This window comes from Xanthobacter aminoxidans (genome assembly GCF_043193615.1).
GTDB lineage: Bacteria > Pseudomonadota > Alphaproteobacteria > Rhizobiales > Xanthobacteraceae > Xanthobacter > Xanthobacter aminoxidans.
In genome coordinates this window covers 130,267-143,210 of record NZ_JBAFUS010000005.1, presented here as the reverse complement: position 1 = coordinate 143,210, position 12,944 = coordinate 130,267, and the positions used below count along the sequence as shown (strand labels likewise).

General features: G+C 69.8%; 14 protein-coding genes and 1 tRNA gene. 9 read left to right on the top strand and 6 right to left on the bottom strand.

The window, feature by feature from the left end; translation table 11 throughout:
• The first annotated feature begins 16 nt into the window (after positions 1-16).
• The 3 genes from trpA to V5F74_RS21200 all read left to right on the top strand — a co-directional run bounded on the left by trpA (position 17) and on the right by V5F74_RS21200 (position 3,268).
• Positions 17-844, top strand: coding sequence for a tryptophan synthase subunit alpha (gene trpA, locus V5F74_RS21210; protein WP_029556206.1), 828 nt, complete (start codon positions 17-19; stop codon positions 842-844).
• Between the two features lie 153 nt (positions 845-997).
• Positions 998-1,891 (top strand): acetyl-CoA carboxylase, carboxyltransferase subunit beta, encoded by an 894-nt coding sequence (gene accD, locus V5F74_RS21205; RefSeq protein WP_024276672.1) that lies wholly within the window; start codon positions 998-1,000, stop codon positions 1,889-1,891.
• Between the two features lie 51 nt (positions 1,892-1,942).
• Complete coding sequence (locus V5F74_RS21200; RefSeq protein WP_029556205.1) at positions 1,943-3,268, top strand: bifunctional folylpolyglutamate synthase/dihydrofolate synthase; 1,326 nt, start codon at positions 1,943-1,945, stop codon at positions 3,266-3,268.
• A 195-nt stretch (positions 3,269-3,463) separates the two neighbouring features.
• Here V5F74_RS21200 and edd read toward each other — a convergent pair whose 3' ends face one another.
• Positions 3,464-5,299, bottom strand: coding sequence for a phosphogluconate dehydratase (edd, locus tag V5F74_RS21195; RefSeq protein WP_394009918.1), 1,836 nt, complete (start codon positions 5,297-5,299; stop codon positions 3,464-3,466).
• Positions 5,300-5,363: 64 nt separating this feature from the next.
• Positions 5,364-5,798 (bottom strand): pyridoxamine 5'-phosphate oxidase family protein, encoded by a 435-nt coding sequence (locus V5F74_RS21190; RefSeq protein ID WP_029556203.1) that lies wholly within the window; start codon positions 5,796-5,798, stop codon positions 5,364-5,366.
• A 188-nt stretch (positions 5,799-5,986) separates the two neighbouring features.
• On the opposite strand from V5F74_RS21190, the gene V5F74_RS21185 reads away from it, so the two are divergent.
• Entirely contained in the window at positions 5,987-6,511 is a 525-nt protein-coding gene (locus tag V5F74_RS21185) for a GlcG/HbpS family heme-binding protein (protein WP_394009917.1), read from the top strand.
• Between the two features lie 191 nt (positions 6,512-6,702).
• Here V5F74_RS21185 and V5F74_RS21180 read toward each other — a convergent pair.
• From V5F74_RS21180 to otsB, 3 genes are all read right to left on the bottom strand, one after another.
• Positions 6,703-6,789 (bottom strand) — tRNA-Leu (locus V5F74_RS21180).
• A 79-nt stretch (positions 6,790-6,868) separates the two neighbouring features.
• Positions 6,869-8,344, bottom strand: a complete 1,476-nt coding sequence (gene otsA, locus V5F74_RS21175; RefSeq protein ID WP_029556201.1) for an alpha,alpha-trehalose-phosphate synthase (UDP-forming) — start codon at positions 8,342-8,344, stop codon at positions 6,869-6,871.
• Positions 8,345-8,349: 5 nt separating this feature from the next.
• Entirely contained in the window at positions 8,350-9,081 is a 732-nt protein-coding gene (otsB, locus tag V5F74_RS21170) for a trehalose-phosphatase (protein ID WP_394009916.1), read from the bottom strand.
• A gap of 347 nt (positions 9,082-9,428) precedes the next feature.
• On the opposite strand from otsB, the gene V5F74_RS21165 reads away from it, so the two are divergent.
• Both V5F74_RS21165 and V5F74_RS21160 read left to right on the top strand, forming a co-directional pair.
• A complete protein-coding gene (locus V5F74_RS21165) occupies positions 9,429-9,704 on the top strand; it encodes a hypothetical protein (protein ID WP_374252384.1) in 276 nt (91 codons plus the stop codon).
• A 117-nt stretch (positions 9,705-9,821) separates the two neighbouring features.
• A complete protein-coding gene (locus V5F74_RS21160) occupies positions 9,822-10,091 on the top strand; it encodes a YMGG-like glycine zipper-containing protein (protein ID WP_024276680.1) in 270 nt (89 codons plus the stop codon).
• Positions 10,092-10,289: 198 nt separating this feature from the next.
• Here the strand turns inward: V5F74_RS21160 and V5F74_RS21155 are convergent, their stop codons facing one another.
• Positions 10,290-10,466, bottom strand: coding sequence for a DUF1328 domain-containing protein (locus V5F74_RS21155; protein WP_024276681.1), 177 nt, complete (start codon positions 10,464-10,466; stop codon positions 10,290-10,292).
• 247 nt (positions 10,467-10,713) lie between these two features.
• Here V5F74_RS21155 and V5F74_RS21150 point away from each other — a divergent pair, with 247 nt between their 5' ends.
• The 3 genes from V5F74_RS21150 to V5F74_RS21140 all read left to right on the top strand — a co-directional run bounded on the left by V5F74_RS21150 (position 10,714) and on the right by V5F74_RS21140 (position 12,944).
• Positions 10,714-11,067: a hypothetical protein gene (locus V5F74_RS21150; RefSeq protein WP_024276682.1), complete on the top strand. Its 354-nt coding sequence runs from the start codon at positions 10,714-10,716 to the stop codon at positions 11,065-11,067.
• Positions 11,068-11,221: 154 nt separating this feature from the next.
• Entirely contained in the window at positions 11,222-11,443 is a 222-nt protein-coding gene (locus V5F74_RS21145; protein WP_156026267.1) for a hypothetical protein, read from the top strand.
• A 256-nt stretch (positions 11,444-11,699) separates the two neighbouring features.
• Positions 11,700-12,944, top strand: coding sequence for an extensin-like domain-containing protein (locus V5F74_RS21140; protein WP_394009915.1), 1,245 nt, complete (start codon positions 11,700-11,702; stop codon positions 12,942-12,944).

Sequence of the window (12,944 nt, the reverse complement as noted above, 5' to 3'; positions counted from 1 at the left end):
TCATCCAGGCAAGCCCATGACCACCCGCATCTCCGACCGCTTCGCCGCCCTCAAGGAAGAGGGGCGGCCGGGCCTCGTCACCTTCGTCACCGCCGGCGACCCGGACGGTGAGACCTCGCTCGCCATCCTCAGGGCGCTGCCGGGCGCGGGGGCCGACGTGATCGAGCTGGGCGTGCCCTTCACCGATCCCATGGCCGACGGCCCGGCCATCCAGGCGGCGGGGCTGCGCGCGCTCAAGGGTGGGCAGACGCTGGCCAAGACGCTGGAAATGGTCGCCGCCTTCCGCGGCGAGGACCAGACCACGCCGGTGGTGCTGATGGGCTATTTCAACCCCATCTACGTCTTCGGCGTGGAGCGCTTCCTCATCGACGCCAAGGTCGCCGGGGTGGACGGTCTGATCGTGGTGGACCTGCCGCCGGAGGAGGACGACGAACTCTGCATCCCGGCGCTCAATGCCGGGCTGGACTTCATCCGCCTCGCCACCCCCACCACCGATGACAAGCGCCTGCCCACCGTGCTCGCGAACACCGCGGGCTTCGTCTACTACGTCTCAATCACCGGCATCACCGGCGCGGCGACGCCGGATGCGAACGCGGTGGCCACCGCCGTGGCGCGCATCAAGAGCCATACCGCGCTGCCCGTGGCGGTCGGCTTCGGCGTGAAGACCCCGGAACAGGCGGCCGCCATCGCGCAGGGCGCCGATGCGGTGGTCGTCGGCTCGGCGCTGGTGGAAGTGGTGCGCCGCACCCTCGACGAGGAGGGCAAGGCCACGTCCAACACCGTGATCGGCGTGGAAGCCCTCGTCAGCGAGCTGGCCGAGGCGGTGCGCGGCGTGCGGCGCTGAGCCGGCTTCGCCGCAACGGCAGCAAGGTGGTATGATCGACGGCAACAGCGGTGATCGCCGTACTTTCGCCGTGTCAGACTTGCCATTAGGGCGGAGGGGGGACTATGTGCGCCGCAGCGCGACGCCGCGCCCCTCCGTACCGGAGATGATCCCGTGAACTGGATTTCCAACGTCGTCCGCCCGAAGATCCGCGACTTCCTGGCGCGGCGCGAGGTGCCCGAAAACCTCTGGGTCAAGTGCCCGGAGACCGGGCAGATGGTGTTTCACAAGGATCTGGAGGCGAACCTCTACGTCATCCCGGCGTCCGGCTACCACATGCGCATGGACGCGGTGACGCGGCTGAAGAACACCTTCGACGACGGCGCCTATGAGGAAGTCACCCTTCCCGAGGTGGCCATCGACCCGCTCAAGTTCCGCGACGAGCGCCGCTATGTGGACCGCCTGAAGGACGCCCGCACCAAGACCGGCTACCAGGACGCGGTAAAGGTGGCGACCGGCCTGCTCACCGAGCTGCCCGTCACCATCGCCGTGCAGGATTTCGGCTTCATGGGCGGCTCGCTCGGCATGGCCGCCGGCGAGGCGGTGGTGAAGGGGCTGGAGACGGCCGCCGAGCGCGGCACGCCCTTCATCATGTTCGCGGCCTCCGGCGGCGCGCGCATGCAGGAGGGCATCCTCTCCCTCATGCAGATGCCGCGCACCACGGCGGCCATCCAGGAGCTGCGCGAGGCGAAGAAGCCCTACATCGTCGTCCTCACCAACCCGACCACGGGCGGCGTCACCGCCTCCTACGCCATGCTGGGCGACATCCAGATCGCCGAGCCCGGCGCGCTGATCGGCTTCGCCGGCCCGCGCGTGATCGAGCAGACCATCCGCGAGAAGCTGCCCGACGGCTTCCAGCGCGCCGAATATCTGCGCGAACACGGCATGCTCGACATGGTGGTGCACCGCCACGAGATGCGCGACACGCTGGGCCGCCTGTGCCGGATGCTGACCAAGGCGCCGGCTTTGCCGCCCAAGGGCCGGCTGCCGCGCCCGCAGGCGGCGTGAGGGAGGCCTGATCGCGGGCCCCTCCCGTGGGGGCTCCCGGCTCGACGCACCATGGCACTGCCCCTGCCCGCCCGCGCCACGGACGAGATTCTCTCCCGCCTCGCCGCGCTTCACCCGAAGAAGATCGACCTGTCCCTCTCGCGGATGGAGCGTCTGCTGGAGGCGCTCGGCCATCCCGAGCGGCGCCTGCCGAAGGTGATCCACGTCGCCGGCACCAACGGCAAGGGCTCCACCATCGCCTTCATGCGCGGGATGCTGGAGGCGGCCGGCCAGAGCGTGCACGTCTACACCTCGCCGCATCTGGTGCGCTTCAACGAGCGCATCCGCCTCGGCGCGCCGGGTGGCGGGCGGCTCGTCTCCGACGCGGCGCTGGCCGATGCCCTCGACCGGGCGGAGGTGGCCAATGCCGGCGCCCCCATCACCTTGTTCGAGATCACCACGGCGGCGGGCTTCCTGCTGTTCGCCGAGCATCCGGCGGACGTGCTGCTGCTGGAAGTGGGCCTCGGCGGCCGGCTGGACGCCACCAACGTGGTGGAAAAGCCGCTGGCCAGCGTCATCACGCCGGTTTCCATCGACCATGTGGACTTCCTCGGCTCCTCGGTGGAGGCCATCGCAGGGGAGAAGGCGGGCATCATCAAGCCGCGCTGCCCCGTCGTGACCGGCGCCCAGTCGCCGGAGGCGCTCGCCGTGATCGAGCGGGCGGCGGCGAAGAAGCTCGCGCCCTTGTTCGTGCGCGGCCAGCAGTGGAACGTGCAGGAGGAGGGGGGCCGGCTCGTCTATGCCGACGAGGACGGCCTGCTCGACCTGCCGCGCCCGCGCCTCGTCGGACCGCACCAGATCGACAATGCGGGCCTCGCCGTCGCCGCCCTGCGCGCGGTGAAGCTGCCCGCCGCCCATGACGCGGGCATCCTGCGGGCCGACTGGCCGGCGCGCCTCCAGCGGCTCGCGCCCGGCCCGCTCTCCGCCCGCGCACCGGCCGGCGTGGAATTGTGGCTCGACGGCGGGCACAACGCCGCCGGTGGCGCGGCCCTCGCCCATGCCCTGTGTGAGCTGGAGGAGCGCTATTCGCGGCCCCTCGTGCTCATCCTCGGCATGCTCGGCACCAAGGATGTCACCGGCTTCCTCCAGCCCTTCGCCGGCCTCGTGCGCGAGGCCATCGCGGTGCCGGTGCCCGGAGAACATGCGGGCCTGAAGCCGGAGGACGTGGCGGCCGCCGCCGTCAGCCTCGGCATGAAGGCGAGCGTGGCGCGGGACGTGGGCAGCGCCCTCGACGGCATCGCCCGCGAGGCGGTGGTGCCGCCGCCGCGGGTGCTGATTGCCGGTTCGCTCTATCTGGCGGGCGCCGTGCTCGCCGCCAACGGGACGGCGCTGGGCTGAGCGCTGGTTGGACCTGCGGACTTGACGCCGCTGGGAAAAACGCAACTTTCCGGGCGCATTTCCCGCGCCGTCATTGCCCGCCTTGTGCGGGCAATCCACCGCGGGGCCAGAGGGACGCTGCGTGTTTTCCGCGGTCGATCTTCGCGGCGGAGTGGATCCCCCGGACAAGCCGGGGGATGACGGCGCTCTATCTCCTCACACCGCCGCGAAGATCGAGGCGCCGTTCTCCGCCTCGCCCACGGCGGCGCGGAAGGGGGCGAACAATTCGCGCCCGACGCCCACATGATTGGCGGAGAGATCGGCGGTCGCGCTCGGCCGGGCCGCCCATTCGCCGGGCGGGACCAGCACCTCCAGCCGGCCCGTCACCGCATCGACCCGGATCATGTCGCCGTCGCGGATGCGGGCGATGGCACCGCCGTCCAGCGCTTCCGGCGTGACATGGATGGCCGCCGGCACCTTGCCGGACGCGCCCGAGAGGCGGCCGTCGGTGACGAGGGCCACCCTCTGCCCGCGATCCTGCAGTACGCCGAGGGGCGGCATGAGCTTGTGCAGCTCCGGCATGCCGTTGGCCTTCGGCCCCTGGAAGCGCACGACGGCGACGAGATCGCCGGTCAGTTCGCCCGCCTTGAAGGCCGCCTGAAGCTCCTCCTGCGAATGGAAGACCTTGGCCGGCGCCTCGATCACATGGCGCTCCGGGGCCACCGCCGAGGTCTTGATGACGGCCCGGCCGAGGCTGCCGTCCAGCACCTTGAGCCCGCCGGTGGCCTGGAACGGTGCCGCGACGCCGCGCAGCACCTTGTCATCGCCGCTGGTCGTCGCCCCGTCCCGCCAGTCGAGGGAACCGTCGGGCGCGAGCACCGGCTCGCGGGTATAGGCCTCAAGGCCCCGGCCGAGGATGGTCTCGGCATCGGCATGCAGCAGGCCGGCGGAGAGCAGTTCGCGCACCACGAAGGGCATGCCGCCCGCCGCATGGAAATGGTTCACGTCCGCCGAGCCGTTGGGATAGACGCGGGCGAGCAACGGCGTCACCTCGGCGAGCGCGGAGAAATCGTCCCAGCTCAAGGCGATGCCCGCCGCTGCCGCCATGGCGACGAGGTGGAGCGTGTGGTTGGTGGAGCCGCCGGTGGCGTGGAGGCCGACGATGCCATTCACGAACGCCTTCTCGTCCAGCATCCGGCCGGCGGGGATGTGATCGTTGCCCAGCGCCGTGATGGCCAGCGCGCGCTGCGCCGCCGCCTTGGTGAGGGCATCGCGCAGCGGCGTGTCCGGCGTCACGAAGGAGGCGCCGGGCAAATGCAGGCCCATGATCTCCATGAGCATCTGGTTGGTGTTGGCGGTGCCGTAGAAGGTGCAGGTGCCGGGTCCGTGGTAGGACTGGCTCTCCGCCTCCAGAAGCGCGTCCCGGCCCACCTTGCCCTCGGCATAGAGCTGGCGGATGCGGGACTTCTCGTTGTTCGGCAGCCCGCTGGTCATGGGGCCGGAGGGGATGAACACCGCCGGCAGATGGCCGAACGAGAGCGCGCCGATGACGAGGCCGGGCACGATCTTGTCGCAGATGCCGAGGAAGACCGCGGCATCGAACGTCTGGTGGGAGAGGGCCACGGCGGTGGAAAGGGCGATCACCTCGCGGGAGAAGAGCGACAGCTCCATCCCCGCCTCGCCCTGGGTGATGCCGTCGCACATGGCCGGCACGCCGCCCGCCACCAGCGCCGCGCCGCCGGCCGCGCGGGCCGCCTCGCGCAGCAGCTCGGGATAGCGCTCATAGGGCCGGTGGGCCGAGAGCATGTCGTTATAGGCGGTGACGATGCCCAGCGAAGGGCCTTCCCCCGCCCGCAGCATGGCCTTGTCGGAGGGGCCGCAGGCGGCGAAGCCGTGGGCCTGGTTGGCGCAGCCCAGGGCCTGGCGCTGGGGCCGGCGCTGGGCTGCCGCCTCGATGCGGTCGAGATAGCGGCGCCGCGCGTCTTGGCTGCGCCTGACGATGCGCTCCGTGATCTCGCCGACGCGGGCGTCGAGCATGTGCTGTGCGGCCATGGGGGCTCCTCCTTGCCGCGAGTCTTCACCCTGAGCGACGCCCGGCGCAAGGGTTGGACACCCTCTAAAGGACGAGTTCCCCGTCGTCCTCGCCGTTCCACCAGTGAAGGCGCTGCGCCTCGACCTTGATGAGCACGAGGCCCGGCGTGTCGATGCCGGCCGGGAACCAGCGGTCGAGATCGGCGGTCCAGCGCGCTTCGAAGGCGGTCTTGTCGCGGATGATCTGCGCCTTGCCTTCCACGGTGGCGAAGAAGGGGCGCTGGCCGAGGATGCCGCTGGTGCCCTGAAGGGCGAGGCCCACATTGGGATCGCGGGCGATCTCGCTCACCGCGCGGGCATCCTCCTTGGCGAAGAAGAAGCTGCTGCCGTCATAGTCCACGTCGCCGTTGTTGCTCATGGGCCGCCCGGCCAGCGCGCCGCCCTCGCTCTTGGTGAAGAGGGTGGTGAAATCGATGTCGCGCATCTTCTCCACCACTTCGTCCAGCGTCATCTCGGCCATGGCGTCGTCGCTCCCGCTTGTGTCCTGCATTCAATGCCGGCGGGGCGGTTTGGTTCAGGCGGGCGTGCGCTGGGGCGGCTGAAACCGCATTCGGCGACGTTGACAAGTTACTGACGTCATGTAACCGTAAAAATATAAATATAAAGGTTACACGGCGGTGCCGCGCGCACGCCACGAAAGGACACATCATGAAAGCAAGGACGAAGGCCGCCGCTCTCCTGCTCGTGGCAACCGGCTGGGCCGTCCCCGCCGCGGCGCAGGTGGGCTACAGCGGATATGCGCTGCCGCTTGGTCTCGCGGTCGAGGCGGCGACGGCGGCGGTGAAGGCGTGCGAGGCCAAGGGCTGGCCGGTGACGGCGACGGTGGTCGATGCGTCGGGTCTGGTGAAGGCCACGCTGAAGGCGGATCACGCCACGGTCCACACGCCGGACACCGCCTTCCGCAAGGCCTACACGGTGGCGACCCTCGGCCCGATCTTCAAGTTCGACCGGTCGAGCGCGTTCGCGGAGATCGTCGCCAAATATCCCGGCGGCGCGGGCTCCTCGCTCACCACCATTCCCAACGTCATCGCGCTGGCGGGCGGCGTGGCGGTCATGCACGGCAACGAGATCGTCGCCGCCATCGGCGTCGGCGGCGCGCCGGGCGGCGACAAGGACGAGGCCTGCGCCAGCGCCGGCCTCGCGGCCATCGCGGATCGCGCCAACACGCACTGACGGGATGAAGGGATTGGTGCGCCAGAGCGGAGCGGAGGCGAACCCGCGCGATGGGTTGGCCGGCGGCATCGCGTGAGCAAAGCGCGATGGGTTGGCGGGCGGCATCGCGCAAGCAAAGCGCGATGGGTTGGCGGGCGGCATCGCGCAAGCAAAGCGCGATGGGTTGGCCGGCGGCATCGCGCGAGGAAAGATGGTGCGGGCGGTCGGACTCGAACCGACATATCCGTGAGGACGGCGGATTTTGAGTCCGCTGCGTCTACCAGTTCCGCCACGCCCGCAGCCGAAGCCTCTTTATAGGCTTGCCGGCCGGGCGCCAACAGGAAAGCGGCGGGGATATCCCCGCCGTTCGCTTACACCTCATGCACCGCGCGGCAGAGCGCTCGATCCCCAGCCCACCGGCAGGCGCACCACGCTGCGCATTGCCGCGCGGGGCAGGGCGATGTCGCGGCGCTCCGGCTGCGGGTCGGGTTCCAGCGCCGCCAGATAGTCCTCGGCCCAGCGGTTGATGTCGTGCTCTTCGAGCACCCGCATCATCCGGCGGTGGCGCTCGCGCCGCTCCGCCAGCGGCATCTCCAGCGCCCGGCGCAGGGTGACGGCGACGCCCTCGGTGTCGTGCGGGTTGACGATCAGCGCCCCGTTCCCGAGCTCGCTCGCTGCCCCGGCGAACTGGGACAGGAGCAGCACGCCGGGATCGGCCGGGTCCTGCGCTGCCACGAATTCCTTGGCGACGAGGTTCATGCCGTCGCGCAGCGGCGTCACCAGCGCCACGTCGGCGCGGCGGTAGAAGCCGGCGAGGGCGGAGCGCGAATAGGTGCGGTTCACATAGCGCAGCGGCGTCCAGGAGACATCCGAGTAGGCGCCGTTGATCTGCCCGGCCCGGTGGGAGACGCTTCGGTCCATGTCCTGATATTCGGGCACGTCGGTGCGGCTCTTGGGCGTGATCTGCACGAAGGTCACGCGGTCGTGCCAGTCCGGCTGGGTGCGCAGGAACTGGTCGTAGGCGTCCAGCCGGTTGGGGATGCCCTTGGAATAGTCCAGCCGGTCCACGCCGATGATGAGCTTGCGGCCGGAGAGGCTCTCGTCGAACGCCTTCACGAAGCGGGTGCGGCTCGCGTGCCGCGCCCGCCGCGCAAAGGCGCCGGTCTCGATGCCCACGGGAAAGGTGCCGAGGCGCACGCGCCGGCCGCCGATGTCGCAGCCGTTGCCGTCGGGCGTCGTCTGGCCGCCGCGGGTCTCGAGATAGCGGGCGAAATTCTCCCGGTCGCCCTCGGTCTGGAAGCCGACCAGATCGTAATGGGCCAGCGCCCCCACGGTGTCGGCGTGCTGCGGAAGGGCCTGGATGATGTCCGCCGGCGGCATGGGGATGTGCAGGAAGAAGCCGATGCGGTTGTTGTGGCCGCGCTCCCGGAGATACTTGGCCAGCGGCATCATGTGGTAGTCGTGGATCCACAGGATGTCGTCCGGGCGGATGATCTTCTCCAGGTGGTCCGCGAACATCCGGTTGACGCGGATGTAGCCGGAGAGATCCGAGCGGTAGAATTCCGACAGGTCCACCCGGTAGTGCAGTACCGGCCACAGCACCCGGTTGGCGAAGCCGTTGTAATATTCCTGGTAGTCCTCGTTGGTGAGGTCCACCACGGCATAAGTGACGCCCGCGTGTTTCGTCGCCTGGGGCGTATCGGAGGGGTCCGGTGCGATGCGCCCGCTCCAGCCGAACCAGATGCCGCCGCGATCCTTGAGGGCGGCGTTGACGGCGACGGCGAGTCCCCCGGCCGGCGCACCGGACTTCTGGGGGAGGGCCACTCGGTTCGATACGACCACGATGCGGGACACTGAGGTCACCTCCTTCGTTGTCGCGGCTCGGCCGCGAGGTGGGTGATGAGGGCACGGACCGCGCGCGGGTCCGGTAAAATGGTGTGAGCACCGTCGCGCGGCGCGCCGACCGCGACGGCAATGCCGCCCGCCCGGTTCACGGCCCGGAACCCGGCCTCGTCGGTGACGTCGTCGCCGATGAAGACCGGGCGGCGGCCGGCGAAGGCCGGAGCGGCCATGAAGCGCTCGACGGCGGCGCCCTTGTCGATGCCTTTCCGGCGCACTTCGAACACGCAATGGCCGGGCATGATCTCGATGCCGCTGATCTGGCCGACCACCTCGGTCAGCGCCCGCTTCAGCACCGGCGCGACTTCCGGGTGTGCGCGGTAGTGGATGGCGACCGCGTATTCCTTGTCCTCGGCGAACACACCCTCGAACTCGGCCGCCGTCTCGCGCAATGCGTGCCTGAGGTCCTCATGGAGGGCGAGCGCGCGATCGGAGGGCCCACCGGCGGAGAGGCGAATTTCAGCGCCATGGACGCCCGCGGCGGCGAATCTGTCGGCGCCGAACAATGCGTCGAGGGAGGCGAGCGAGCGTCCGCTGACGAGCGCCAGCGCGCCATTGGCCCCCTCCGCGAGGGCCATCAGAGTCTCGGGAAGTCCGGCGGGGACCACCACGGCCTCGGGTCGCTCGGCGATATCGATCAGCGTCCCGTCCACATCGAGGAAGAAGGCGTGAGTCGCAGGATCGAGGACCACGAAGGCCCCCGGAAGTTCTGAATCCACCGCGAAAAACGGTCCCTTGAGCATTCCAAACACGGACGTGGCCTTTTCAAATTCCGGTAACGTAACGCCGCCGGGGCGCCACGGTTCCACCTCCGCTTCGACCCAATACCGCCACAGGGACCGGCGAACAGCTTGGCTCCGGCTTCGCCTGCGGAACCGGAGCGGTTCGGCAGCGTTCGTCTCGGCGTCACGGGAGACAGCATATGCTCGGCTTGCACAGGACTTCGACCGACGGGTTTTCCCGCCGCCTTTCGGCTTTGCGGGATGAACTCGACCATCTCCAGTCGTCGTTCCACAAGCGGGAGCGCGAGTGGGGCCGGATGGCCTCAGACGTCGCGTCCGATGCCCAGGACTGGGTGGCCGAGCGGGCGGAATCCCTGCCGAGCCTGTCTCTGGACAGCCTTCGCCGGCACCTGCCCGCACTGCCGCATCGCCCCTTCCGTTCCGAAACGTCGGCGGTGCCGGTGATCGTCGCGGCGGTGGCGGTGGGCGTCGGGGTGGGGTGCGTGCTATATGCCGTTACGTCGCGGGGACGTCGGTCCGCCCGCGGTCCGGCCCGCGAGGACGAGCGCAAGGCTCAGCCCGTGGTCGATTAGTGCGGCGGGCCTGACGCCACGGGCGGTCAGGCGCGCTGTTTCGCCCTCGTGCCCCGATGCGGGGCGGGGCGCAGGATGGATGTCCGGCATGCTGCCGGCAGGGCAAGGGAGAACGAGATGAAAGCGGCTCTCATGATTGGCGTGATGGCACTCGCCCTCGGCGGTTGCAGCGAATATTCGCGGCAGGATCGCGCGGTGGGTGGTGCTGCGATCGGCGCCGGCACCGGTGCGCTGATCGGTGCCGCCGCCACGGGCACCGGCACGGGCGCCCTCGTCGGCGGCCTCATCGGTGCGGGCACGGGCGCCATCATCGGCGCCGAGACCACCCCCCGCGCCTGCTGGGCGCGCGACGCCTACGGCAACCGCTATCGCGTGCAGTGCCCCTGAGCGGCACGAAACGGTACTGCTGAACAACCGAAAGGCGCCCAACCGGGCGCCTTTTTGTTTGGGGTCCCGATGGTCCGGGCGGGGGGCGTTAGCGGTGCCTTTACCTTAGCAAAGTATCACTGGAGCCATCTCCAAGTGACTTCAGGGCGGCCCGGGACCCCTCCGGACCGCCCTGTTCTTTTTGCGCCCTCGTCTGGATCAGACCGGGCCTCGACCCCGGCGCATCAGTCCCATCACCGCGGAGATGAGGAACAGGACGATCGCGACGAAGAAGATGATCTTCGCGATTTCGATGGCCGTACCCGCGATGCCGCCGAAGCCCAGGACCGCGGCGATCAGCGCGACGATGAGAAAGGTAATCGCCCAGCTCAGCATGGCCGTGTCTCCTTGCCTTTGAGTGTTCGAATGACGTGCGCCGCCCGCTGAAGACACTTTTGATATCGCTCAGCTTTTGGCGTTGAAGTGTGACGCGCATCGTCAACTGCCCAATGGCCCCGCTTGTTCCCGCACGGCGCTGATTCCCGCACACGTCGAGGGGCGGGACGTTTCGAGTCGCGGGCGTGGAACAAATCCCCACCCCTCGCGTTTTCTCGGCGATCTGGAGACGCAGGAGGAGGCGCGGATGAGCGGATTGCGAAACGAACCCCTGCCGGGCGGCTCCGCCATGCGGAACGCGGGCGCCCAGGGTAACGTACCGGAAGACGACGCGCGGGACGGCGGGGTTTTGCCCCCGGGCCTCGATGCCGCGCCGCACGGCTATGACCCAGTGGAATTCGGCCCCGGCGAGAGCCGACGCGATTTTCCCCCGCGCCGCGCGCGGGTGGTGGACGAGGAGCGGCGCCTGCTCAAGGAAATCCAGGCGGCGTTCGACGGCTCCGACAAGCGGCACGACGTGGATGACGGACCGGACGTGGACGCGGCCGGCCCGCATACCGACCCTGATACCGGACACCTGTCGCGACTCTATCGTGATTGAGGCCCGCGTTCAGAACCTTATTGCAACGCACGTGGACGTGTCCCATCTTGAGGCCGCCCGCGTCTGTCAGAAGACCCTCGCCATGCGATCGGCACGCTTCCAAGGCCCCCTCGACACCCCCATGACGACGCAGCATCAGAAAGAGGCAGGCGGCATGCGAACGCCTCACCGCCGCGACATCTCCGCCCGTCAGGATCTGCTGGGCCGCGAGCTGCGCCAACTGTTCGACGATTACACCCAGGAAGACATGCCGGACGAGCTGCAGAGCCTCGCCGCCCGTCTTCAGGCGGCCTTCGAGGGACGCGAGCCGGACGGCGCCGCCGATGGCGCCGCGCCCCCGGACGCCGACGCCAAGGCCGAGCCCAAGAAGGACTGAGGCAAGGACTGAAGTCGGGGGAGGTTTCTCCCCTTCAGGCCGCGCCAGGTTTAGCCGCGCCAGCTTCAAGGGTCCCGACCGGCCGCTCGGCCGGTCCGCGTCCATTTTCGCCCGCTTGCGAACCCCATCCCTCCGCCGCGATATCGCGTAGCGGAAGGGCGTGGGGTTCTGTCTTTTCAAGGGGCTGCGGCTCCTTTTGCGGTATTTGGCGGCGTGCTTTAACCCCTTTGCAAGGCGGCCTCCGCAAGGTGGGGCCATGTCGCGCGACACGCCCCGCATCTTCCTCGCCCTCCTCCTTCTGGCCGGCGCCCTCTCGGGCTGTCGCTTCGGCCTGGAGGAGCGCGATTCGTGGCGCTCCCAGGCCGAGGAGCAATGCCTTGCGGCCAAGGGAGTGGTCCCGTCCGTCTTCATGGAGCCGCTTCCCGCCGTCCAGGGCCCCGGCGCCTGCGGCATGGACCACCCGTTCCGCGTGAGCGCGCTCGCGCAAGGGAATGTGGTGCTGGAGCCGGCCGGCAAGCTCGCCTGCCCGGTGATCTACCAGGTGGACATGTGGGTGCAGGACGTGGTGCAGCCGGCTGCGCTGGCGTGGCTCGGCCAGCCCATCGTCGCCATCAGCCAGATGTCGGCCTATTCCTGCCGTGGCATGAACGGCGACCCCAACGCCAAGATTTCCGAGCATGCGTTCGGCAACGCCCTCGACATCGGCGGCTTCCGCACGGCGGACGGCCGCTGGATCAGCGTGAAGAACGGCTGGAAGGGCACGCCGGAGGAGCGCGGATTCCTGCTCCAGGTGCAGGCCGGCGCCTGCGAGCGCTTCACCACGGTGCTCGCGCCGGGCTCCAACATCTTCCATTACGACCACATCCATGTGGACCTGATGCGCCACGCCAAGGGGCGGACCATCTGCAAGCCGGCGCCGCGCCCGATGCCGGCCCCGCCCATGCCGACCAAGGCGCCGCCGATGGTGTCGGCCGCGCCCAGCGCGCCGGTGGCGGAAGCGGCCCCCGTCTATGCCCCGGCGCCGCAGCAGGTCTCGGCCCCGGCGGAGCAGCCCTCCTTCTTCTCCACCTTGTTCGGCGGGCCGCGGGCCGCGCCGCAGCCGGCGCCGGTCGAGGCCGAGCCGCCGCCGCCCCTGCCGCCCGCCTTGCCGCCGGTCGAGGCCGCGCGGGCGCCGATCATCGCCTCGCCGGCACCGCCCCCGTCGGCCGGATATCCGCCGTCCAGCTATCCGCCTTCGAACTATCCGCCCTCCAATTATCCCCCCGGCGCCGTGGGCGGTGCCCCGGCGCGCGCCTCAGCACCGCCGCCGGCCCCTCCGCCGTCCGCGCCGCAGAAGGGCGGCCTGCCGCCGGGCTGGCAGGTGGGGCCGCAGGGCATCCCCGTGTCGTCCGCCGCGTCCAGCAATCCCGAGACCGGCTCCATCAAGCGCAAATATTACGCGGCGCCGATCCCGCAGCCCTCCACCATCCCCCTGCCCAAGGCCAAGGCGGGCGAGGATTGA

Bases quoted from the DNA above. Each gene is read 5' to 3' on its own strand.
- V5F74_RS21160 (WP_024276680.1), top strand. From the start codon at position 9,822: ATGAAAGCGGCTCTCATGATTGGCGTGATGGCACTCGCCCTCGGCGGT.
- V5F74_RS21190 (WP_029556203.1), bottom strand. From the start codon at position 5,798: ATGGCCGAGATGACGCTGGACGAAGTGGTGGAGAAGATGCGCGACATC.
- V5F74_RS21150 (WP_024276682.1), top strand. From the start codon at position 10,714: ATGAGCGGATTGCGAAACGAACCCCTGCCGGGCGGCTCCGCCATGCGG.
- edd (WP_394009918.1), bottom strand. From the start codon at position 5,299: ATGGCCGCACAGCACATGCTCGACGCCCGCGTCGGCGAGATCACGGAG.
- trpA (WP_029556206.1), top strand. From the start codon at position 17: ATGACCACCCGCATCTCCGACCGCTTCGCCGCCCTCAAGGAAGAGGGG.
- V5F74_RS21165 (WP_374252384.1), top strand. From the start codon at position 9,429: ATGGCCTCAGACGTCGCGTCCGATGCCCAGGACTGGGTGGCCGAGCGG.
- V5F74_RS21185 (WP_394009917.1), top strand. From the start codon at position 5,987: ATGAAAGCAAGGACGAAGGCCGCCGCTCTCCTGCTCGTGGCAACCGGC.
- V5F74_RS21140 (WP_394009915.1), top strand. From the start codon at position 11,700: ATGTCGCGCGACACGCCCCGCATCTTCCTCGCCCTCCTCCTTCTGGCC.
- V5F74_RS21155 (WP_024276681.1), bottom strand. From the start codon at position 10,466: ATGCTGAGCTGGGCGATTACCTTTCTCATCGTCGCGCTGATCGCCGCG.
- V5F74_RS21145 (WP_156026267.1), top strand. From the start codon at position 11,222: ATGCGAACGCCTCACCGCCGCGACATCTCCGCCCGTCAGGATCTGCTG.
- V5F74_RS21200 (WP_029556205.1), top strand. From the start codon at position 1,943: ATGGCACTGCCCCTGCCCGCCCGCGCCACGGACGAGATTCTCTCCCGC.